Raw genomic sequence first — 22,487 nt, forward strand, 5'->3', positions numbered from 1 at the left:
GCGCAAGACGACGCCGGTCCCGGGCGATCGCCCACGACACCTGGAGGAGAGACCTCCCCGATGAAGCAGTTCGCCATGCTGATTTACCCGGGCTTCACCGCGCTTGACCTCATCGGTCCTCAGGCCGTGTTCAGTACGTTCAGGGATGCGCAGATCCACCTCGTGTGGAAGACGCTCGACCCCGTGACGACCGATACGGGGATCACCCTCCTTCCCAAGGCGACCTTCGACACGTGCCCCGAGGAGCTCGAGCTCCTCTTCGTTCCAGGCGGCGTCGAGGGCACGATCGCCGTGATGAAGGACGGTGAGGTCCTCGATTTCCTCGCGGCGCGCGCGGAGCAGGCGAGCTACGTGACGAGCGTTTGCACGGGGTCGCTCGTGCTCGGCGCGGCAGGGCTGCTCCGCGGCTACCGTGCGACCACGCACTGGGCCTTTCGCGAGGTGCTGCCCCTTCTGGGGGCCGAGCCCGTCGACGCGCGGTATGTCGAGGACCGCAACCGCATCACGGGAGGCGGGGTGACGTCAGGCATCGATTTCGGCCTCCGGATCGACGCCAAGCTGCAGGGCGAGGAGGCCGCGCAGCTGGCGCAGCTCGCCATCGAGTACGCCCCCGACCCGCCGTTCCAGGCGGGGACGCCCGAGTCCGCGCCCGCGGCGGTGGTCGAGCGGTTTCGCGGCATCGCCGCGCCGGCGGTCGCGCAGGCCAGACAGGCGGCGGAGCAGGCCGCGGCGCGCTGGTGAAGCGCGGCGCGCCCGCTCCCGAGGGGCCGCTGAACCGCCGCCCGCCGGACAGGGCCCGTCGGCTCGTCCGGAGGGCGCCGTAGGGGCTGGTCACTGTTCCGTCGACGTCTCGGCTTCCTCGAGCGTCTGCGCCGCGCCGGGCGCGGGCGCCCCGGACAGCGCGAGCCTGCCGACGAGGAGGCCCACCACGGCCGCCACGGTCGAGGCGAGCAGGATGCCGAGCTTCGCCGCGGCGAGCATCGCGGCGTCGCCGAACGCGAGGCCCGCGATGAAGATCGCCATCGTGAAGCCGATGCCCGCGACGCAGCCCACGACCGCGATCCCGCGCCAGCCGACGCCGCGCGGCAGGGCGCAGACGCCGAGCCGGATCATCGCGAAGCTCGCAAGGGTCGCACACCGAGCGGAGCGCCGCGCCGAACGAGGGCCCGCCGCTGCTCGTGTACGGCGTCATGCCGCACATGCACGTGCTCGGCCGCTCGTACCGGGCCTGGATCGAGCGGGACGGCGGGGCGAGCGAGTGCGCCGCGCGCGGCGAGTTCGAGTTCCACCACCAGGCGCTCTACATGTTCGACGAGCCGATGCGCTGGGGGTCTGGAGATCGCTTCGTCACCGAGTGCACATGGGACAACACGGTGGACAGCGAGGGGCAGTTCTCCCTCCCGCCGCAGGACGTGCCCTGGGGGGAAGGGACGAATCAGGAGATGTGCTTCATCATCGCTTATCTGTCGAAGGAGTGATCTCCGGCAAGGCTGCGCTTACAGGTCCATGATCTCGACGTGATCCGACTCGGATGCCCCCTCCGTGATGCGCAAGAGGCCATCGAGCAGGTGGCCGAAGACGTCGTCGAGGCTGTCGCCGCATGGCGCGCCGAGCAGCGGCACCGAGTCCCCCCAGTCCGTGACGAGCATCGTCTCGATCTCCTCCGGCGGCGGCCAGCGCAGGCTGAGGACCGAGCGGGTCCGGCCGCTGATCGCCAGGTCGTCGATCGGGCGGCCCGCGAGCTCGGCCCGCGCGCGCCTGAGCTCGTCGTGGAGCCTTCGCGCAGGGAGCACCACGCGTTGCCCGCCGAGCGCCCCGGCAGCGCCATGGATCGTCGCGAACTCCGCGCTCGGCCGCCCGTCCTCGAGGTGGTGCTGGATGCTGTCGCGCATCAGCGCATACACGATCCAGCGCTGCTCAATCCACCCCTTCGGCCCGGAGAAGGACAGGCTCATGACAGAATTTCTAGCCTGCTCATTGTTTGAGATCAAAATAATTTCGGCAGGGGCATCAGCGCTGCTGAGCTCGAGCTCTCAGCGAGAGGTGCGCGCGTAGCGCCCCGCGCGCGCGGGCGGGGGGCCTCCAGCTCGCGCTCGACCTGCCCGCGTTGTCGGTCCAACAACCCGCGTTGCCCTCCATCGGCGCTCGACGCGCCGCGACGTCGGGGATCAATCGACGCGCGACGCCCTCCGGCGTGCCGGATCAGCTTGCGCGACGCCGCGCGGTATGTTTTGAGTTCAAAGTATTCGTTCGGCCGCTCGCCCGCGGCGATCCCGCGGTGGGCGTCGCGCCCTGTTTGTTTCCGACGGCTCGCGGCACCGCGCCACGCGGCGCGCGGCTCGTCCCTGCGCCGGCGCGCCTCGGGCCCGGCGGACGAGGGAGGTGCCGCGCCTCGCGCCCGGCGCCTCGTCGCCGTCGAGGAGGGGAGTTCCATGGCCCGACTGCTCATCGTCTCCAACCGTCTCCCGATCAGCGTGCGCGTCGACCGCGGCGCGCTCTGCCTCACGCGCTCCTCGGGCGGCCTCGCCGCCGCCATGCGCGGCCCCCACGAGCGGCACTGCGCGATCTGGATAGGCTGGCCGGGCAGCGTCGCGAGCCTCTCCCCGGAGCAGCGAAGGGACGCCGACGTGGCGCTCGCCGGGATGCGCGCCGTGCCCGTGCACCTCGGCGCCACGGAGCAGCACCGCTTCTACGACGGCTTCTCGAACGGCGTCCTCTGGCCCCTGCTCCATTACCTGCTCGACAAGGTGAACCTCGACGCCGAGCTCGACTGGGAGGCCTACCAGCGCGTCAACGAGCGCTTCGCCGACGTCGTCGCCGCGCAGTACACGCCGGGCGACGCGATCTGGGTGCACGACTACCAGCTCCTGCTCCTCCCGGCGCTCCTCCGGCGGCGCCTCCCCGGGGCCCGGATCGGCTTCTTCCTCCACGTCCCGTTCCCGTCCGCCGAGGTCTTCCGCATCCTCCCGTGGCGGGAGCAGATCGTCCGGGGCCTGCTCGGCGCGGACCTGATCGGCTTCCACACGGCCGCCTACCGCAGGAACTTCGCGGCGTCGGCGGCGCACGTGCTCGGCGTCGACCCGGGCGAGGCGATGATCGAGCACGACGGGCGCACGGTCGCGCTGGGGGTCCACCCCATCAGCATCGACGCCGCCGAGATCGAGCGGCTCGCGGGCCACCCCGGCGTGCGGGAGGAGGCGGCGCGCATCCGCGCCGAGGCGCGCGACCGCAAGATCGTGCTCGGGATCGACCGGCTCGATTACACGAAGGGGATCCCGCGCCGCCTGCTCGCGATCGAGCGGTTCCTCGAGCGCGAGCCGGAGCTGCGCGATCAGGTCCGCTTCCTCCAGCTCGCCGTGCCCACGCGCGAGATGGCCGGTGCATACGCCGACTTCCGGCGGGTCGTGCACGAGATGGTCGGCCGCATCAACGGGCAGTACGGTACGACGTTCGCGACGCCGATCCACTACATGCACCGCTCGCTGCCGTTCGAGCAGGTGGTCGCGCTCTACCTCGCCGCCGACGTGATGCTCGTGACCCCGCTGCGCGACGGCATGAACCTCGTCGCGAAGGAGTACGTCGCCGCGCGGGGCGACGACGACGGCGCCCTGATCCTGAGCGAGTTCGCGGGCGCTTCCTCCGAGCTCGCGGAGGCGATCTCCGTCAACCCCTACGACATCGGCTCGGTCGCCGCTGCCGTGAAGCAGGCGATCGCCATGCCGCCCGCCGAGCAGCGGCGCCGGATGGCGGCGCTGCGCCGCCGCGTGGCGACGCACGACGTCCACGCCTGGGCGCAGGCGTTCCTCGACGAGCTCGACCGCGCCGCGGCGCCGGAGCCCGCGGGGGCCGCCGCGCCGTCGCGCCGAGGGATGCCCGAGGGCGTCGTCGAGCGCATGCGCCTCGCGCCCCAGCGCGTGTGGATCCTCGACTACGACGGCACGCTGGTCCCGTTCGCGCCGGTGCCTGATCTCGCCGCGCCGGACGAGGACCTGCTCGCGCTGCTCGGGGCGCTGTCCGAGCGCGACCGCGTGCACGTCGTGAGCGGCCGCCGGCGCGCCGACCTCGAGCGCTGGCTCGGCGCGCTGCCGCTCCACCTGCACGCCGAGCACGGCTTCTGGTCGCGGCCCAAGGCGAGCGGCGACTGGGGCGCGCTCGAGCCGGACGCCGCCGCCTGGAAGGGCGAGGCGCGGGCGATCCTCGACGGCTTCACCCGGCGCACCCCGGGCAGCTTCATTGAGGAGAAGACGGTGACCCTGGCGTGGCACTACCGCACGGCCGAGCCCGAGCTGGCGAGCCAGCACGTGCGCGAGATGCGCGCGCGCCTCGAGGAGCGCCTCCCCATGGATACCCTGGAGCTCCTCGCCGGCGCGAAGGTGGTCGAGATCCGGCCGCGCGTCGTCCACAAGGGCAGGGTGGTGCCGCTCATCCTGGACGACGTCCCGGCGAAGGCGGCGGTGATCGCGATCGGCGACGACCGCACGGACGAAGACATCTTCGCGGCGCTGCCGCCGTCCGCGTACACCATCCACGTCGGCAACGAGAGCAGCCGCGCCGCCTACCGGCTGCCCGACGCCGGCGCGGTGCGGCGTCTCCTGCGCTCGATCCACGCTGGCCACGCCGGCCGCGCGGGGCTCGACTCCGGGATCCACGCCTGATCCGCGCCGGGGGCCACGCCCGATCATGCCTTTCTTCCCGGCCCGAAGCCGCCGCCGCTCGCGGCGCGACGCCGTCCACGAGCGGCCCGCGTTTCCCGGGGCGAGCGCGGCGGAGAGGCGCGTTATAAGGCGCGCCATGGATCAAGATGCCGGCCGTGAACCGCCCGAAGAAAGGCCGTCCGGGCGGCCCGCAGGGGCGGCCTTGCAGGACCGCATCGCGGCCGCGCTCGGCATCGAGCCCGAGGCCCGCGAGGCCCTCGTCCGGAGCATGCTGGAGCGGAGCGCCCGGGGGGCCGCGGGCTACTGGCTCCAGCTCTTCCTCGCCATGGGCATCGCCTCGCTCGGGCTCGTCCTCGGCAGCGGGGCGGTCGTCATCGGCGCGATGCTGATCTCGCCGCTCATGGGGCCCATCGTCGAGCTCGGGATGGGCCTCGCGATCGGCTCGCCGTTCCTGGCGCTGCGCTCCTTCACGCGCGTCGCCTTCAGCGTCGTCATGGTCGTGACGAGCGCCGCGGTCCTCACGCTGACGCTGCCGTTCTACGAGGTGACCTCGGAGATCGCCGCGCGCACCTCGCCGACGGCGCTCGATCTGCTCATCGCGATCTTCTGCGCGATCGCGGCTGCCTACAGCACCGCGCGGCCCGGCTCGGACACGACCTCGACGGCCGCGGGCACGGCCATCGGCATCGCGCTCGTGCCCCCGCTCTGCGTGGTCGGCTACGGGATCGGCACGCGGGTGAAGAGCATCGCGAGCGGCGCCGCGCTCCTCTTCACGGCGAACCTCTGCGCCATCCTCCTGTTCGCCATCCTCTGCTTCCTGGTCCTCGGTTACAGCGCCGTCAGCACCGCGGAGCTCGAGCACGCGGAGCTCGCAAAGCAGAAGCCGGGGGCGATCCGCCGCGTGGCGCGCGCGCTGCAGGTCTTCTTCGAGCTGCGACACGGGTGGATCTTCCGCGTGCTGATGCCGCTCGTGCTCCTCGGGGCCGTGTACTTGCCGCTCCGCGAGGCGCTCGCGCGGGTGTCGTGGCAGGTGCGCGTCCGCACGTCGATCCTGCGCATGCTGGACGCGCTGCCCGAGAGCACGGTGCGGTCGAGCGTCTCGGTCGACCACGGCAGCGTCGCCGTGCGCCTTGTGACCCTCGGGCGAGCCGACGAGGCGGAGCGGATCGAGCACGACCTGCGCGACAAGATCGCCGCCGTCGCGGGTATCACCCCGAAGGTCGACGTGATCGCGGTCCTCGACGCGAGCACGCTGGAAGAGGTAGCGGCGTCGATCAGGGCGAGCTCGACGCCCATCGACGTGGTGCCCAAGGAGCCCGATCTCGTGCTCCTGCGACAGGAGCTCACCAGGTCGCTCGCGGGCGCGTGGCCGCACGCGGCCGGGCCGCTCGTCGCGTGGCGGCTCCGGTTCCCCGAGAACGAGCCGGCCGTCGTGGAGGTCGTGCACGTCGGCCCCGCGCTCGGCGCCCCGGCGGCGGACCTGCTCGGGCGCGCTCTCTCTCGGGAGCTCGGCGCAGAGGTCGTAGTGCAGGACCGCGCCATCCCGCGCGATCCGATCGTCGCCGAGCCGGCAGACGGGTGGTCCTGGCTCCAGGAGGCCCGGCCCGCGCTCGCCTGGGTGGACGACGTGGACGCGCTCCACGGGTGCGTCGAGGTGCCCACGACCCCCGGGGAGAAGCCGGGCGGGGAGATCGCGGCGGTCCTCGCGGCGCTCCGGTCCCTTTCGGCCCTCGGATCGGATCGGGTCCGCGTCCGCGAGGGCGCGCGGTGGGGGGCGGTCGTCTCAGCCACGCCGTGCGCGCCGCTGGAGACCGCGCCCGCCGACGCCGGCGCCCCGGTGGACGCCAGCGCCGCCGCCGACGCCGGCGCTCGCTGAGGCCGGCGGCGCGGGCGATCGCGGGCGGCGGCTACTGCTCCGTCGACGTCTCGGCTTCCTCGAGCGTCTGCGCCGCGCCGGGCGCCGGCGCCCCGGACAGCGCGAGCCTGCCGACGAGGAGGCCCACCACGGCCGCCACGGTCGAGGCGAGCAGGATGCCGAGCTTCGCCGCGGCGAGCATCGCGGCGTCGCCGAACGCGAGGCCCGCGATGAAGATCGCCATCGTGAAGCCGATGCCCGCGACGCAGCCCACGACCGCGATCCCGCGCCAGCCGACGCCGCGCGGCAGGGCGCAGACGCCGAGCCGGATCATCGCGAAGCTCGCGAGGAAGACCCCGAGCGGCTTGCCGACGACCAGGCCGAGCGTGACCCCGAGCAGGATCGTCCCCGAGGCCGCGTGTCCGAGCGAGGAGCCGTCGACGCGGACGCCGGCGTTGGCCAAGGCGAACAGCGGCATGATGCCGTACGCGACCCACGGGTGGAGCGCCGCCTGGAGCGAGACCACGGGCGGCAGCGCCTCGCGCTGGGCCTGCCGGATCCGCCCGAGGGGCTTGAGCAGCTCGTCCGCGCGGTGGCCGTCGCGCTCGGTGAGCGCGGCGACCCTGTCCACCGCGTCGCGCGCCGCGGCGACGAACCCGTGGCTGCCGAACCAGGAGCGCACCGGCGTCAGCAGCCCGATGACGACCCCGGCGATCGTGGGATGGACGCCGGCGCGGAGCATGCCCCACCAGACGACGGCGCCTGGGGCCACGTAGGCGGCGGGCGAGCGGACGCCGAAGCGCTGGAGCAGCAGCACCGCGAGCACCCCGCCGCCCGCGACGAGCAGGCCGCCCCACGCGACGCCCGACGAGTAGAACAGCGCGATGACGATGATGGCGCCGATGTCGTCGATGATCGCGAGCGCGAGCAGGAGCACGCGCAGGGCAGGGGGCACGCGCTTGCCGAGCAAGGCCAGGACGCCCACCGCGAAGGCGATGTCGGTCGCCGTGGGGACGCCCCAGCCGTGCCGCGTGGCCGGCGAAGCGTTGAGCGACAGATAGACGAGCGCGGGCGCGATCATGCCGCCCACGGCCGCGGCGACAGGCAGCGCCGCGCGCTTGACGTCCGAGAGCTCGCCCTCGTGGATCTCCCGCCGGATCTCCAGGCCGACGACGAAGAAGAAGATCGTCATCAGCCCTTCGTTGATCCAGAAGTGGAGGGGCTGCGTGAACGCCAGCGAGCCGGCGCTGAGCGTGATCGGGACGTGCCAGAGGTGCTCGTAGGCGTCGCCCCACGGCGAGTTCGCCCAAGCGAGGGCGACGGCGGACGCGATCAGCAGGACGATCCCGCTGGCGGCCTCGACGTGCAGGAAGCGCTCGATCGGGCCGAGGACGCGCTCGGCGATGCGGCGCGCAGGGGCCCAGGTTCCGGGGGCAAGCTCCTGAGAGGGGGATCGACGCAATGGACCACCGAGGCGCGAGCGACGTCGCGCGAGGGGGGAAGGCGGCCCGACCGTCCCATGAAGACCTGTCGCGGCGCTCCACCGCCGCGACACCCGCACGGGAGAATACTCGTTCAGGCGATAGGATCCAGCGCGAACGGACGCATCGGGCCGGGGGCGTCGCTCCGGCGCGGCCGGGCGCATGGATCGGATCCGAGGCGCAGGGTGGATCGTGAGCTGGACTCGGCGCATTGTGGGGCCGGGAGGCGACGGATGACGCGAGATGCCCTGGAGCGCGCCGCGGTGACGGCCTTTCTGGTCGCCCGCCACGGCGATGCTGTCTGCGACTCGGCCGTCGAGATACGCCCGCTCCCCGGCGGGCTCTGCTCGGAGGTCGCGCTCGTCACGGCGCGGCTGCGCGGCTGCGCGGGGGCTCGCCAGGTCACGCTCGTGGCCAAGCTCGTGCACGGCACGGCCGCGCGCGAGGCGGCCGTCTACCGGCGGCTCTCGAGGTCCGTCGGGCGGCGCTTCTCGCCCGAGCTGCTCGGCGCGGAACGGCTCGGGCGCGGGCGCTGGCTGCTCTGCCTCGAGCGGATCGAGCCGGCGCACGCCTGGCCCTGGGCCGACAGCGGGCACACGGCCCGGGTGCTCGAGCGGCTGGCGCGCCTCCACGAGGAGACGGCGCAGGGCGCCGCGCTGCCGGCGTGGGACTACGAGGCCGAGAACCTGGCCATGGCGCGGGATACCCTCTCGCTGGCCGAGCGCCTTCCCCGCAGCGACGTCCCGGCGCTCGCCCGGACGCTGCCCGCCCTGCGGCGGGTCGTCTCGGCGCTGCCCGCGATGCGCCGGCAGCTCCTCGCGTTCCAGCCGCTCGGCCGCGCGGTGATCCACGGCGATGTGCACCCAGGCAACGTCATGGTCCGCCGGCGCGACGGCGTCGTGGAGCCGGTGCTGCTCGACTGGGCGCGCGCGCGGCTCGGCTCGCCGCTGGAGGACGTGAGCTCGTGGCTCCAGGCCCTCGGGTACTGGGAGCCGGAGGCGCGGCGCCGCCACGATACGTTGCTCGCAGGCTACCTCTCGGCGCGCGGGCTCGCCCCCGCGCTGACCCGGCCGCTGCGCGACGTCTACTGGTTCGCGGCCGCGTCCAACGCGCTCGCCGGCGCGCTCGGGCACCACCTCGCGATGGCCTGCCGCGCGGGCGCGCTAGCCGCGCTCACCGCCACGGCCCGGTATGCGGCGGATTGGCTGCGCGTCATTCGCCGAGCCGACGCGTGCTGGAGCTGATGTGCTCGCGGTCGTCGAAGCGCAAGAGGACGCCGCGCTTCCCGGTGGAGAGCCTCATGTAGATGCTGCTGCCGTTCACCGAGGCGATATCCACTCTGCCATCTCCATTGAAGTAGGCAACCCAGGAGTACTCCGCAGCACCCCAGGTGTTCGAGACCAGCCATGTGGCGCTGACAAGCCCAAGCTCTCTCGGCGCCCTGATTTGCAGCGGAGCCACGGACTTGGGCCTGCATGGCCATGGGGCCGCGGCTGTGCTCGCAGCCGCTCGAGCCGATCATCGAGGCCATCGCCCACAACGAAGGCCGCACGCCGGGCGAGGTCCTGCGGGAGATCTCCGTCATGGCGCAGATGGCGGACGGGTAGGACAAGGCGCCGCTTGGCTGGCGCGGCTCCCGGTGCGCCATGGTTCGACGACACCGCGTTCGAGATCGTCCGCTGGTACTTCATCCAGCGGCAGAAGCTCCGCCGCAGGCGCGGGTAGATCCTCACCTGCGCGAGGTCACCGTACCAGCCGAGCGAGCTCTACGATGCACGATTCCTCGGCAGACATCCTGCGCGAGATCGCAGCGCAGACTCAGCACGAAGACGGCAAGTAGGCCACCCATTCCCCACCATCCCAAGCTACGCCCGCCCGGCGAAGCGCCCGACACACCGCGACGGGCAAGGGCCTATTATAGTAGGCGCTCCGATCGAGACAAACGGGTCCAACTACGTGTTCCTGTGCGGATTAAAGCAAGTTTTATGATTGCCCAAGCTTCGAGAGTTTACCCGACCAACGCAAGTAATACAGGAAATAAGGGTCGACAATCTCCAGTAGATCATCGCTGTCGTCCCACTCGATGACTCGCTGAGTTGGGTACATATCATCAGCAATTTTTGCGATCTGCTCAAGAGATTGATAGATGCTCGCAGGCTGTGGCGAGTCACCGATGCAAACTTTCTGTACGCGGCGAGACATCTCATTATAATCAAAACTAAGCTTCGGAGGACTTGATGCAATGGCTAGGAGGACGCAGCGGTACACGTCGCCGCGCGTCCGATCTGAAAAAGCATAATCCTTCCTCTCGACTCCTCGCGTCTTTGGTCCCGTGTGCATTTTCGCAGCAACGAACTATAGTCGGCGCGCGTTGACGACTCCTCAAAGATTGCAACGATCTGATGCTCGGATAGAGCATGACTGGTGAGCTCGTCCAGCGCCTCTCGTACCCTAAGCTCAAAGCAGGCCTGCAAGCAAAGTGCCTGCATGAGCTGCGGAGAGCCAGATGACTCTACGGAGAATCTTGCCACAGCCTGGCTTGGAATCTGCAAATTTAGCTTCGGGAATCCAAGTTTTGCAATTTGCTCAAGCTCGGCCGGGGTCCAGTATTCTAGGTCAATTATGCGAACTCGTCCCCTGAGTTCAGGATTAGCCCTCACGACGTCATCCGAGCGATGAGGTACAGACGCGGTGCAGATCTTGACCCCTCGCCTTGCGGCTTCCTTGATCTGCTGCGCCACCTCGGTCTGAATCTCTCGCTTCATGTAATGAAAGTCGTCAATAAGTAACACGAAAGAGCTGTTCGCGATCTCGTCGATCACTTGGCTCATGTTCGTTCGATTAGCGGTTTTAGTGCTCGTCGAGGTTCTAGCTAACCCAGCGGTTGCCTGCGCGGTCACCTTTCCTTCCGCCACACCTGGCAGAGAGAGACCCCCTCCACCACCACCGCTGACCCCTCCTGATGTCTGCCAAGCAACAGACTCGGACGTGGTAGCCGGGGCTCCCATCCAGTCCAGAACGCGGTCCCAGAGTGCATCCGGCGTTGAAAGCCCAGCGCCCGTAATAGAAATCAGGTTGTCGTGGCCGACAACGCGCTCGATTAAAACGGTTTTTCCTGACTTGGAAGGACCAGAGACAGAAACGACTTCTCCTGGCGTTTCGAGTGCCTCACGCAACCGCTTCTCAAGCCGCTCCTCAGCACGCTTGACGTACGTGTGAGAGGGAAATTCGCTCGGCGTAAAAACGTCTGTGGCCCGAAAACGCGTCATGTGTGACCTCCGCCAGCCTGAGCCGCCGTCACGGGTAACGGTGGACCGATCTGGTCTTCGGCGTCAACACGATCGAGCCGCCGCTGCGCGGAGCGCGCTCGACGGCGAGGCGCACCGGGTCGAGGCCGAGCGCGCCAGGCACGCCACGGCGCCCACGCAGGGCTCTTGTGCTCGCCGTCGGGCCGAGCTTCGCGCATGCGGCCCTGAGCGGCAGCGCCCTCAAGCGCACGCACCCGCTCCCGCTCGACGCCTTGCCCGCCGCGCTCGACCCCGTGCCGCGCCCCTCGTCCACGGCGAACGCTCCGCGGCAAACCTGCACCCGTTCCGATTACTCCGCCGCCTCAAGGCGCGCCGAGCTCGCCGCGCGCTCGTCAGGGGGTCGCGAGCCCGTCGAGCGGCCGCCGCGCGGAGCGCGCTCGACGGCGAGGCGCACCTCGTCGAGGCCGAGCGCACCAGGCATTCCACGCCCCCGCCGCGCGCCCGCGCACGGCGCTTGTGCTCGCGGTCCGGCCGAGCTCCTCGAGCGCGTCGCCGCGCCCTCCGCGCCATCAAGAGCCCGCTCCGCGCCACCCCGCTCCGGCCCGACGCCTCGCCCGCCGCGGCCGGCAAGTGCTTCCTCGCGCCGAGCAACGAGCCGGCGTAGGCGGGAGCGAGGGCAGTGGGCAAGCGGCGAGGTAAGGTCGGCGGCTCCGTCCGGTCACGTCCTCGCGCATCATCGCGAGGCTTGGGCTACCCGTGGGCAGCTCGCCTGGCGAAGTCGTCGCTGATATCGCGGAGAGGCCGGGCGTTCTAGCCAAAAAACAGGGGCACCTGTGGGTGCCCCTGTCGCAAAGCGCTGCCGCGCTTCACGAGTCGCAGCCCCATTCTTTCGCCGCGCCCCTCGTTTGTCAATATTTGATATTGCAACCTCGAAATTCGAGAAAAATTGCACGGCTTTCCTAGCGCGCTATTTGACTGCGTGACGGAGGCTGGCGCGCTTCACGAGTCGCCCTGAAGCTGCAGCCCTCCGTCCTCAGCGGAAAGAGGTTGCATCATGGACGTTATGGCGGTGTTTCTGTCAGGATTCGTGCTCGGTCTAGCAGTTACTGATATGCGGAGTACCTGGAAGGGACGTCGTAAGTAAGGCGGACAAGAGGAGGTCGCGATGACATCGAGACCGTCGCTGCGACCTCCTCATACTGCAGCCCTGAAGAGACAAGCTCATGGATACGCCTGTTACCGCGAAGGCGGCTTTGCTCCAGGCTCTTGTTCGAGGTCCTGGTTATGGGCTCGACCTCATTGATCGAATAAAACGACAAACCGATAGTAAGCTCCTTCTCGGGCAAGGTAGCGTCTATCCAGCGCTTCGCGAGCTCGAGCGAGATGGGCTTGTTGAGAGTTTTCAGAGCGATCCTCTCCCAGAGCGAGGAGGACGCCCACGGCGGTATTATCGGCTTACCGCGTTGGGGGCGACCGCGGCCACGATGCAACGGGAAGCGGTGTTCGCTCTGTTTGCGGAGGTAACGCGATGAGCCACCTAGCTCTCACTGCGCTCCTGCTACTGTCCACTTCGAGCCGAATGAAGCACCGCAGCCGGAGGATGGCCTACCGAAAGAGGTTTCACAGGCAACTCAGTCGGACTGCGCGACTTGACGCCTTGGCAAGCGTGTGGCACCAACACCCATGGACCTCTTCGTTGCCGGACGAGCATGCGATCGCAGCTCAGCGCGCTATGTTGCACGTTAATTGGGTGTTCGGTTTTGTGACGCTGTTCGTTCCGAAGCGCCTCGTAGACGAGGAAATTGGTGATGCGCTTGAGCTGATGGCTAAGCACTTCAGGTATTCGAGGTTGCTATGGCCCATCTACGTTAAGCTCGCTAGCACTGTCTTCTGGATGGCAATTAACGCCATTCGCTACCTGTTCGCCAGCTTTAAGGCCTCGATGGCGGAAGCCTCACGGAAAGCCGAGTAACGGGCCACCGTCGAGCGCGCCGCCGCGAACCCCGGCAGCGTTGCTCGCAAGTCGCCGCCGCTGGCCGCGCCGAAGTCGCCGTGCGCTCGTCGGGAGCTGGCGAGCCCGTCGAACCGCCGCCGCGTGGAGCGCGCTCGGCACCGAGGCGCACCTGATCGAGGCTCAGCGCGCCAGGCCCGCCACCCGCCCGCGCAGAGCTCGTGGGCTTGCGGTCCAGCCGAGCTCCTCCAGCGCGCCGTCGCGCCGGCCGCCCCCTCCCCCTCAGGCTCCTGATCTGCGCCACCCCGATATCACTCGACGCCTCGCCCGCTGACGCGTTCGATCCCGTGCCGAACGCCGCGCTCCTCGTCGGCGGCGACCGCTCCGCCACGAACTAACGACAAGGGGCCATTCGCGGAATTTTGCAGATTCAAGCCCGTGACGTGCGCTGCGAGCCGCGTATTTGAAGGGCAGTACGGGGTCCAAGTGGTCGACTCTTGACCGCTCCAGACGTGATCTATTCTGCCGGTCGGATCCTGGACCATGAGCAGGTTTCTCTCAGGTGCTCGCGAACTTCGCCGAGCTCTCCCAATCTTGCTCGTCGCTCGATGCGGCCGCACGACGTGAAGCCGTAGATCACGTCGCACGGACCGTCCGACAGCGCAGGCTGCCTCAGCGATTGGATCGCGAACGACTGACGAGCTTGCGGACGGCGCGGAGGAGGGCTACACGAAAGAAACCGTCGGCCCGCAATTGTGACCGCGGACGTCCACGAAGGACCCTGGTTTAGCTTCTGACCGGGGGATCCAGGTCGGGCCGACGTGACGCCTGCGCTCGAGCCGGTAGCCGCCCGGCGGGTGAGGGCACCACAGAGCGGGTGCAACAGGTAGCGCAACAGGTGCAACAGGTGCAACAGGTAGAACTGGACCCTCGGAGGCTCGCGCTGGCCCCATCTCGTGGAACGCCGTAGTGGCGCGTGAAGCGAAGCTACGAGGCCGCTGTCCAGGGCTCGTTGGCCGACGCCCCGGGCGGGGCAGGTGGCACGGCGGTTGCGACTCGCACTGCCGTGACCGGGGTTGTTCTGGCATCTTCTCCGGCGCGCTCACCGTCGAGCCGAGAAAGCCGATGAAATGGAGGTCGCAATGAACACCTGCACGTCGCGCATGAGCATCGTCTGGCTATCTTCGCTGTGCGCCGCCGCGGGCGTGGCCGGCTGCGCCTCCTGGGATCCCGGCGCCGACTGGACCGGCGGCGACGCGCCGCCCGAGCTCGTCTCCGAGGCGCTCGAAGCGCTGATGCCCCGGAACAGCCTGCCGGCCCAGGCGCTCGCCGCCGGCGCGCTCCTGGAGGACCGACCCCTCCTCGACCTGCTCCGCTCCAGCGCCCTCGGCGACCCTTCGCTGGCGGACGACCTCGCGTCTCCCCAGTTGAACGCCAACGCGAGATCGCTGCTCAAGTACGTCGTCTCCTGCGCGCTCGATCCAGGCCGGCGCGTCTCGGCGTGGGAGGGCGAGCTCGGCCTCTGCGGGGCCGCCTCGCCTCACGGGGACTGGTTCGAGCGCCCGCCGAGCGCGGCGTGCCAGGAGGTCGTGTCGGCCTGCGTCCTCGCGCGCACGAACGCCCTCGGGAGGAAGGTCCGCCTCTCCACGCGCAGCGACGAGGACAGCGCGCTCTTTCCGCTCCTGCCGGTCGTGCCTGTGGAGACGGAGTACCGCGACGCGGGCGACCCGCCCATCAAGAGCCTCAATGCCCCCTGCGCCGCAGGCGCCGCCGCGGGGGATCCCGCTCGCGACTGCGGCTGGGCCGGGCGCCACGTCGGCACGTGCACGCCCAAGGCGCGGGTCGTGCTGAAGCCGGGCGGCCCCGCCAGCGCCTCCACTCCCTATTTCATGGTGCGCGTGTGCAACGGCATCCACGGCTGCGATCATCGGACGATGGCGCCGCGTCCGTGGTACTCGGGCCTCGTCGCCGAGGGGGTCCTGAGCGTGGACGGGCGCTCTGGGACCACCCGTGAGGTGAGCTTCACCTGTCCTGAGCCGGGCGTCCCCGGCCCGTCGTCGTTCGCGGTGATGGTGGCCTCGCCCCATCCCGCGGAGGCTCCCCCCGCGACGGCGGACGTGATCGCCGCCGGGGCGGCGGCGATCTACCCCGCGCCCGAGAACAAGGTGTTCACGTTCCGGGAAGGCGCGTTCTACGGAAACCTCTTCGGGGCCGCGAACCCGGGTCCGCCGGGGGAGATGCTCTCGAACGGCCAGCACGCTTGTTACAGCAACGTCTGGTCCCGTCCGATGGCGCACTTCACCGACAGGCTGTGCGCCGGCAGGGACGCCGGCTGCTTCGGGAACCCGCCCGGCGCCTGCCTCTCCAGCCCCGCGGCGCCGCCCCGGCCCGATCTCGCCCGGGTCTGCAAGGGAGAGCGCAACGGGAGCTACTACGGTTGCGCCGCCGCTTCGGGACGGACGCCCTGGAACCACGTGATCACCGTGTTCCTCAACCACCCGTGCGATCTCGCCGGCGACCTGATCCGCTGTCAGGACGCGTTCGCGCAGCTCTCGCCCCCCGGGCCTTGATCCGCGCCGCGCGGGTCGCGCGCGAGGATTGACCGCGCCGGTCGGGCTCTGTACCCAGGATCCGTGTCAGGCGGGCTCGAGAGCAGCACCCTCTCCGTGAGCAGGGGGCCGGGGGCCCCGGCCGGAGGGCGCAGCAGCCCGTTCCTGTTCCTGGTCCTGGAGAGCCACCGGCCGCTCGCGCCGCCGGCGCGCGTCGCGCTCCACGAGGTGGACGAGGTGACGATCGGGCGCGGCGCGGCCCGGAAGATCGAGCCCACGCGGGACGGCTCGATCCGGCGGCTCGACCTCCGCCTCGACGATCCGTGGCTCTCCTCGAGGCACGCGCGCATCGTCCGGCTCCTCGGCCGCTGGGTGGTCGAGGACAGCGGCTCGAAGAACGGCAGCCTCGTCAACGGGGCCCCGCTCCAGCACGCGCAGCTCGCGGACGGCGACCTCATCGAGCTCGGCCGCACCTTCTTCGTCTTTCGCGACGCCCTGCCGCACCCGCCCGGCGCTCCGGCGATCCTCGAGGGCGCGCCCGACGCGGCGCCGGCGCCCGGCCTCGCCTCGCTCCTGCCTGCCCTGCTCGACGCGTTCGAGCAGCTCGCGGTCGTGGCGCGCTCCGCGATCCCGGTCCTGCTCCAGGGGGAGACCGGCACGGGCAAGGAGGTGATTGCGCGCGCGATCCACGCGCTCTCGGGGCGGGCGGGCGATCTCGTGGCCGTCAACTGCGGCGCGCTGCCCCGCGAGCTCGTCGAAGCAGAGCTGTTCGGGCACCGGAAGGGCGCGTTCTCAGGCGCCACGGAGGACCGCCCGGGGCTCGTGCGCAGCGCCGACCGCGGGACGCTCTTCCTCGACGAGATCGGCGACCTGCCCGCGGCCGCGCAGGCCGCCCTGCTGCGCGTGCTGCAGGAGCAGGAGGTGCGCCCCGTGGGCGCGACGCGACCCGTCCGCGTGGACCTGCGCGTGCTCGCGGCGACGCACCGCCCCCTCCAGCGCCTCGCTGCGCTGGGCGAGTTCCGCGCCGACCTGCTCGCGCGGCTCTCGGGGTACGTCATCGAGCTGCCGCCGCTCCGCGCTCGCCGCGAGGACCTGGGCCTGATCCTCGGGGAGCTCCTTGGGCGCGCTGCGCCGGAGCGCGCGGCGGGCGTGCAGATCCACCCGGACGCGGCGCGCGCGATGCTGATGTACCGGTGGCCCGCCAACGTGCGCGAGCTGGCGCAGTGCGTGACGACCGCGGCCGTGCTGGCGCAGGACGGCGCGATCGAGCCCCGGCACCTGCCCGACGAGGTCGCGCGCGCGGCAGGCCGCGACGGCGGCGACAGCGGGGACGAGGGGGAGGGCGAAGGCGAGAGCGACGCGCAGGGAGAGGGCGACGCGGGTGGGGAGGGCGACGCGCGCCGGGCGGAGCTCGTGGCGCTGCTCGTCGAGCACCGGGGGAACGTCACCGCGGTGGCGCGCGCCATGGGCAAGGCCCGGATGCAGATCCAGCGCTGGCTGAAGCGATACAGGATCGACCCCGAGCAGTTCCGGCGCTAGATCGCGGTCTCGGCCGGAGGTGCGGGCGCTTTGGTCCGAGGGACGCTCATCGCCGATCGCTACCGCGTCGTGCGGCGCCTCGGCGCGGGCGCGATGGGCGCCGTGTACGAGGCCGTCGACATCGAGACCGACCGCCGGCGCGCGCTCAAGGTGATGCACGCGCACACGATCGAGCGCGCCGATCTCCGGCGGCGGTTCGCGCTGGAGGCGCGGGTCGCGGGCCGGGTCGACAGCCCGTTCCTCGTCGACGTCGTCGACGCGGGGGTCGACCGGGAGACGTCGACGCCCTTCCTCGTGATGGAGCTCCTGGAGGGCGAGACGCTGGCCCAGCGGCTCGCGCGCAAGGGGCGCTGCTCGCCCGCCGACGCGCTCCGCTGGCTCGGGCAGGCGGCGCTCGGGCTCGACAAGATGCACCGCCTCGGGATCGTCCATCGCGACCTGAAGCCGAGCAACCTCTTCCTGGAGCGGCGCGAGCACGAGGCGCCCCGCCTCAAGATCCTCGATCTCGGCGTCGCCAAGGTCCTCGACGCAGGCGCCGGCCTCGAGTCGACGGCCGCGGCGGGCACGCCGGTCTACATGGCGCCGGAGCAGCTCCGCGGCGGCAAGCTCACGCCGGCCGCCGACATCCATGCGCTGGGGATGATCGCCTTCACGCTGCTCGTCGGGAGCGCTTACTGGCAGGACGAGGCGGCGCGCAGCCAGGACCCGATCGCCTTCGCGCTGGCCGCGTCTTCCGGCCCCGTGGAGCCCGCGACGGCGCGCGCCGCGCGCCGGGGCGTCTCGCTGCCGCCCGGGATCGATGCGTGGTTCGCGCGAGCGACGGCGGTCGATCCTGCCGCGCGGTTCGCGAGCGCGGTCGCCGCGGTGGAGGCGCTGGCCGGAGCGCTGGGCGAACCCAGCGCGGCGCTTCCGCTCGAAGCGACCTGGTCCGCCCCGCAGGCGCCAGCCGAAGGGCGCGAGCGCGCGCCGGTGGCTGACGCGGGAGGCGATGGCGGGACCAGGACCATCGAGGAGCGCGAGGGCGCGATGGCGGGGCGCGACGGCGCGACCAGGACCGTCTCCGTCGCACCCGGAGCCATCCCGATCGCGCCCGGAGCCATCCCGATCGCTCCGGGAGCCATCCCGATCGCTCCGGGAGCCATCCCGATCGCTCCGGGAGCCATCCCGATCGCACCCGGGGCCGTCTCGATCGCACCCGGAGCCGTCCCTGCGACGCCGCCTCGGTCTGGCGGGCGGGCGCGCTGGCAGATCGGGCTCGGCGGCGCCGCCGCGGCGCTGGCCGCCTTCGCGCTCGCCGCGGCGCTCAAGGCGCCGCCCGGGGCACCACCGGAGGCGGCGTCACCCCGCACCACGCCGCGCTCGCCGCTCGACGCGCCGGACGCTGTGCTCGCTTGCCCAGTGCTCGACGCCGCGGGCGTCGACGCGCCCTCGGGCTGGCTCGGCGCCGCCGCGGCGGCGACCGTGTGCGAGCGAGCGCGGATCCTCCTCGGCGGCAGCCCGGCGCGCACCCTGGTGCCGGCCGAGCTGCTCTCGCTCCCGCACCCGCCGGTGGATCGGTTCCCTGTCGATCCCTACGCGGCGCCGGAGGCCCGCGCGCGCTCGGTGGAGGCAGCGCGCCGCCGCGCCGCGGCGCACATCGACGGCGAGGTCGTCCGCGACGGCGCGGCCTTCCGGGTCGCCCTGCGGCTGCACGGACCGGACGGCGCGGAGATCACCCGCGCGCAGGGCGCCGGACGGGCGCTGTTCGAGGCGGTCCGCGAGGCCATGACCCCGATGGTGCAGGCAGGGCACCTGCCCAGGGCGGCGCGCCTCGACCCCTCGGTCGCGGAGTTCTCGCGGGCCGGGGACGTCGACGGAGCCCTCGCCCTGCTCGATCTCTCGATGGCGATGGTGCACAACGCCGGAGGGCTCGCGGAGGAGTGCGCCCGGGTCGAGGCGCAGGGCGGCGCGCTCGCGGAGATGGGGCCCGGAGAGCGCTACCGGTGCGCCTTCGTCCTCGGCCTGCCCGCGCCGGCGATCGCGCTCCCGCCGGCCGAGGCGGCCTCGCCCGGCGCGTTCGCGGCGCGGGCGCGCATCGACCAGCTCGCCCATCGCGTGGACGACCCGGCGCTCGCCGCGGAGCTCGTGCGGCGGTTCGAGCAGGAGCCGTCGTCGTGGGGGCGGTCGACGCTGGCCTCGACCGCGTCGTGCCTGCTCCAGCCGTTCGATGCGGGCCGCGCCGCCGAGCTCTCGCTCCTCTCGGTGCAGATCGAGCCGAAGAACCCGACCGGAGAGTTCTGCGCGCCCTGGGTGCAGCTCGCCACCGTCACGCGGGGCACGGCGAGCGCGGAGAGCGCGCTGCGCGCGATGCAGGCGTGGGCGCCCTGGGACGGCTATGCGTGGCTGCTCGAGGAGCCTCTGCCCGACGACGCCGGGCGGGCGCTCGCGTTCGCCCGGCGCGCTCACGCGCTGTCGCCGCTCGACGCCTACGTGGCCGACGTCCTCGCCGGCCGGCTGCTCGCGATCGGAGCGCGCAGCGAGGCGCGCGGCATCGCGCTCGCGCTCGCCGCGGGCGGATACCCGAGCCAGCGGGTCGAGAGCGAGCTCCTGCTCCTCCGGGTCGAGGCGAGCGAGGCCCGCTTCGGCGCCGCGCTCGCGCGGGCGACGCGGGCGATGATCCCCTCCGCCGAGGACGCCGGATGGGTGCGCGTCCAGCGGCTCGAGATCGCGTGGCGCGCGCTGGAGATCGGCCTGATCCTGGGCCGGGCCGGCGAGGTCGCCGATCGCGCGGTGGAGCGCTTCCTCGATCCGGAGCCGACGCCGCTCGACGGCGCCCACCACATCGACGTCCCGCTGCGGATCGCGGCCCTCTGCGCCCACGCCACGGCGGCGGCGTCGCGGCGGTGCTTCGCGCGGCTCCGCGCGCTGCGGCCGAGGCTCTCGGGGGGCATCCTGCCGGGCACCGACGCGTTCATCGACGGCGCCGAGTGGGTCGCGCGGGCGGACCACGCCGGGGCGGCGAGGGCGTGGCGGCCGCTGCTGCGGGACCCGGGGCCGTTCGCGGCGGTGATGGCCGACGCCATGGCCGCTGTGTTCGAGCGGACGGGCGAGATGGAGCTCGTCGAGCGGCTGGAGAAGGCCGTTCCGGCGGGCGAGCGCCACCTCGGCGGCGCGAGCCTCGCCACGGTGCGCGCCGCGCGCCGGGCCGCGCGACGAGGCAAGGTGGACGAGGCGCGCGCGCTGGCGAGGCAGGTGATCGAGGCGTGGGCCATCGCGGATGAGCCCGTGCCGGCGCTCGACGACATGCGGCGGCTCGCGGGGCCGCGGTAGGGCAGCTCGCCGCGGCGATGCGCTCAGGCCACGCTGCATCGGGAAACCCTGCGGCGCGGCGCGCTTCCTCCCGCTCGCCGCGCTGTTCATGGCTGGCGATGGCGCCTAGACTGGCGTGACGGTCGATGGCCACCTGCCCCGCGTGTCGCTCGGTCTATCCGGAGGATGTCGCGACCTGCCCGGAGCACGGGGACGCGCTGCTGCCGGACGAGGCCTTCTCCGAGGAGGACGCGCAGCTCCCGCCCGGCACGATGCTAGGCGAGTACCGCGTCGAGCGGCTGCTCGGCGCGGGCACGTTCGGCGACGTCTACGCGGGAGAGCAACCCCTCATCGGCAAGCGGGTCGCGATCAAGGTGCTGAACCGGCGGTTCGCGTCCGACCCGACCGTCGTCTCGCGCTTCGTCGGCGAGGCGCGCGCGGTGAACCGCATCCGGCACCGCAACATCATCGACATCTTCTCGTTCGGCGTCGTCGACGGGCGGCACTACTTCGTCATGGAGCTGCTCGACGGGCTCACGCTCGGCGCGCTGATCCGGCGCGAGGGGCGCCTCTCCCCGGGCCGCGCCGTCCCCGTCCTCGAGGGCATCGCCGACGCGCTCGACGCGGCGCACGCGGCGGGGATCACGCACCGCGATCTGAAGCCCGAGAACATCTTCGTGGCGATCGAGAAGGGCGGCCGCTACTTCCCCAAGCTGCTCGATTTCGGCGTGGCGAAGCTCGCGGACGAGGCGCTCGCCCACAAGACGGCCACGGGGGTCGCGGTCGGAACGCCCGCGTACATGTCGCCCGAGCAGGTCCGCGGCAAGGGCGTCGACCATCGTTCGGACATCTACGCCCTCGGCGTGATCGCCCATGAGGTGCTCACGGGAACGCTCGTCTTCCAGGGCGAGTCGATGATGGACGTGATGATGATGCACCTCCTCCAGGAGCCTCCGCGGGCGTCAGAGATCTGCGCGGATCTCCCGCCCGAGCTCGACGCCCCGGTGACGGCGATGCTGGCGAAGCGCGCCGAGGATCGCCCGCCGTCGGCGGGCGCAGCGGTCCAGGCGTTCGTCGAGCAGGTGCGCAAGCTCGGCCTCGAGGGGCTCGACGGCGGGGGCGCGTCGCGGCCCCGGAGCAGCGCGCGCGTGGTGTCCGTCGGGTCGCAGGACGTCAGCTCCGAGGCGGCGACCGATGTGGTCGACGCGCTCGATCCGGAGGAGGGCAGCGGCGCTGCCGGAGGCGGCGCGTCCCGGAGCGGCGCCTCCGGGAACGGCGGCTCCTCCGGAACGCTGCGCAGCCCTGGCGGGAGCGGGGCCGTTGCCCCGGGGCGCACGCAGCCCATGCCGCCGGGCTCGGTGGCGCCCACCGAGGTCGGCCGGACGGCGGCGCTCGCCCCGCTCGCCGAGCCCGCCCCGACGGCGGCGTTCGCACCGCTCCCGGAAGCCGTCCAGGCGCCGAGGACCCGTGCCCGCCGCGCCGGGATGCTCGCCGTGCTGGTCCTCGGCGGCGCCATGGCCGGGGCGATCGCGTGGCTCCGCCCCGGCGGCGAAGGTGCCTCGATCCGTGACGCCGCCCCGACCGCGGCCACGGGCGCGCCGCCCGGCGCCGCAGACGTCACCGGCGCTCCGTCCAGCGCCGTCGGCCCCCTCGGTGCGCCGCTGGCCGGCGCGGGCGCCACCGGCGCGCCGGCCGGCGCCGCGGAGCCTTCGGGCGCGTCGCCCGTCGCAGGCGCCGCGCCCGGTCTCCAGGCGGCTCCGGGCGCAGCCGCGGATGGATCGGCGCCGCCCGCACCGGCCGCCGGGGCAGCCAGCGCGGCGCCGACCACGGCGTCGTCGGGCGTCCGGGCGAGCCGTCCGCGCAAGCTCCACACCGATCTGGAGAAGCCGGCGTTCGACAGCTTCCGCGGAGCCCCCTGACC

At 72.0% G+C, this 22,487-nt stretch carries 18 protein-coding genes; 12 read left to right on the top strand and 6 right to left on the bottom strand.

What is annotated here, in order from left to right:
- Nucleotides 1-60: 60 nt before the first annotated feature.
- Nucleotides 61-741, top strand: a complete 681-nt coding sequence (locus WMF29_RS17860; protein ID WP_437329986.1) for a DJ-1/PfpI family protein — start codon at nt 61-63, stop codon at nt 739-741.
- Nucleotides 742-831: 90 nt separating this feature from the next.
- On the opposite strand, the gene WMF29_RS17865 is transcribed toward WMF29_RS17860, so the two are convergent.
- Entirely contained in the window at nt 832-1,113 is a 282-nt protein-coding gene (locus tag WMF29_RS17865) for a Na+/H+ antiporter NhaA (protein WP_437329987.1), read from the bottom strand.
- 65 nt (nt 1,114-1,178) lie between these two features.
- Here WMF29_RS17865 and WMF29_RS17870 point away from each other — a divergent pair, with 65 nt between their 5' ends.
- Nucleotides 1,179-1,478, top strand: a complete 300-nt coding sequence (locus WMF29_RS17870) for a hypothetical protein (RefSeq protein ID WP_437329988.1) — start codon at nt 1,179-1,181, stop codon at nt 1,476-1,478.
- A gap of 18 nt (nt 1,479-1,496) precedes the next feature.
- Here the strand turns inward: WMF29_RS17870 and WMF29_RS17875 are convergent, their stop codons facing one another.
- Nucleotides 1,497-1,955 carry a hypothetical protein gene (locus tag WMF29_RS17875; protein WP_437329989.1) on the bottom strand — a complete coding sequence of 153 codons (459 nt, stop codon included), beginning with the start codon at nt 1,953-1,955 and terminating at the stop codon, nt 1,497-1,499.
- A gap of 477 nt (nt 1,956-2,432) precedes the next feature.
- Here WMF29_RS17875 and WMF29_RS17880 point away from each other — a divergent pair, with 477 nt between their 5' ends.
- Together WMF29_RS17880 and WMF29_RS17885 are read left to right on the top strand one after the other, a co-directional pair.
- Nucleotides 2,433-4,655 (top strand): bifunctional alpha,alpha-trehalose-phosphate synthase (UDP-forming)/trehalose-phosphatase, encoded by a 2,223-nt coding sequence (locus WMF29_RS17880; RefSeq protein WP_437329990.1) that lies wholly within the window; start codon nt 2,433-2,435, stop codon nt 4,653-4,655.
- Nucleotides 4,656-4,791: 136 nt separating this feature from the next.
- Nucleotides 4,792-6,531 carry a DUF389 domain-containing protein gene (locus WMF29_RS17885; protein ID WP_437329991.1) on the top strand — a complete coding sequence of 580 codons (1,740 nt, stop codon included), beginning with the start codon at nt 4,792-4,794 and terminating at the stop codon, nt 6,529-6,531.
- A 31-nt stretch (nt 6,532-6,562) separates the two neighbouring features.
- Here the strand turns inward: WMF29_RS17885 and nhaA are convergent, their stop codons facing one another.
- Nucleotides 6,563-7,972 (bottom strand): Na+/H+ antiporter NhaA, encoded by a 1,410-nt coding sequence (nhaA, locus tag WMF29_RS17890; RefSeq protein ID WP_437329992.1) that lies wholly within the window; start codon nt 7,970-7,972, stop codon nt 6,563-6,565.
- Nucleotides 7,973-8,224: 252 nt separating this feature from the next.
- Between nhaA and WMF29_RS17895 the strand changes: the two genes are divergently transcribed.
- Nucleotides 8,225-9,235 (top strand): phosphotransferase family protein, encoded by a 1,011-nt coding sequence (locus WMF29_RS17895; RefSeq protein WP_437329993.1) that lies wholly within the window; start codon nt 8,225-8,227, stop codon nt 9,233-9,235.
- Here the strand turns inward: WMF29_RS17895 and WMF29_RS17900 are convergent.
- A complete protein-coding gene (locus WMF29_RS17900) occupies nt 9,204-9,329 on the bottom strand; it encodes a hypothetical protein (protein WP_437329994.1) in 126 nt (41 codons plus the stop codon). The genes WMF29_RS17895 and WMF29_RS17900 overlap by 32 nt on opposite strands.
- A 137-nt stretch (nt 9,330-9,466) precedes the next feature.
- On the opposite strand from WMF29_RS17900, the gene WMF29_RS17905 reads away from it, so the two are divergent.
- Entirely contained in the window at nt 9,467-9,598 is a 132-nt protein-coding gene (locus WMF29_RS17905; RefSeq protein WP_437329995.1) for a hypothetical protein, read from the top strand.
- A 639-nt stretch (nt 9,599-10,237) separates the two neighbouring features.
- On the opposite strand, the gene WMF29_RS17910 is transcribed toward WMF29_RS17905, so the two are convergent.
- Both WMF29_RS17910 and WMF29_RS17915 read right to left on the bottom strand, forming a co-directional pair.
- Nucleotides 10,238-11,260 carry a hypothetical protein gene (locus WMF29_RS17910; RefSeq protein ID WP_437329996.1) on the bottom strand — a complete coding sequence of 341 codons (1,023 nt, stop codon included), beginning with the start codon at nt 11,258-11,260 and terminating at the stop codon, nt 10,238-10,240.
- Between the two features lie 28 nt (nt 11,261-11,288).
- Nucleotides 11,289-11,579: a hypothetical protein gene (locus tag WMF29_RS17915; RefSeq protein ID WP_437329997.1), complete on the bottom strand. Its 291-nt coding sequence runs from the start codon at nt 11,577-11,579 to the stop codon at nt 11,289-11,291.
- A gap of 883 nt (nt 11,580-12,462) precedes the next feature.
- On the opposite strand from WMF29_RS17915, the gene WMF29_RS17920 reads away from it, so the two are divergent.
- From WMF29_RS17920 to WMF29_RS17945, 6 genes are all read left to right on the top strand, one after another.
- The gene (locus WMF29_RS17920; RefSeq protein ID WP_437329998.1) at nt 12,463-12,771 is read left to right on the top strand and encodes a PadR family transcriptional regulator; all 309 of its coding nucleotides are present in this window, start codon (nt 12,463-12,465) and stop codon (nt 12,769-12,771) included.
- A 164-nt stretch (nt 12,772-12,935) separates the two neighbouring features.
- On the top strand, nt 12,936-13,211 hold the full coding sequence (locus WMF29_RS17925; RefSeq protein ID WP_437329999.1) for a hypothetical protein: 276 nt from the start codon (nt 12,936-12,938) through the stop codon (nt 13,209-13,211).
- 1,121 nt (nt 13,212-14,332) lie between these two features.
- A complete protein-coding gene (locus WMF29_RS17930) occupies nt 14,333-15,760 on the top strand; it encodes a hypothetical protein (protein ID WP_437330000.1) in 1,428 nt (475 codons plus the stop codon).
- A gap of 63 nt (nt 15,761-15,823) precedes the next feature.
- On the top strand, nt 15,824-17,278 hold the full coding sequence (locus WMF29_RS17935) for a sigma 54-interacting transcriptional regulator (protein WP_437330001.1): 1,455 nt from the start codon (nt 15,824-15,826) through the stop codon (nt 17,276-17,278).
- A gap of 30 nt (nt 17,279-17,308) precedes the next feature.
- Entirely contained in the window at nt 17,309-20,587 is a 3,279-nt protein-coding gene (locus tag WMF29_RS17940; RefSeq protein ID WP_437330002.1) for a protein kinase domain-containing protein, read from the top strand.
- Between the two features lie 125 nt (nt 20,588-20,712).
- Nucleotides 20,713-22,485, top strand: coding sequence for a serine/threonine-protein kinase (locus WMF29_RS17945; protein ID WP_437330003.1), 1,773 nt, complete (start codon nt 20,713-20,715; stop codon nt 22,483-22,485).
- The last annotated feature ends 2 nt before the right edge of the window (nt 22,486-22,487 follow it).

The organism is Sorangium sp. So ce381 (assembly GCF_051473845.1).
Lineage (GTDB): Bacteria > Myxococcota_A > Polyangia > Polyangiales > Polyangiaceae > Sorangium > Sorangium atrum.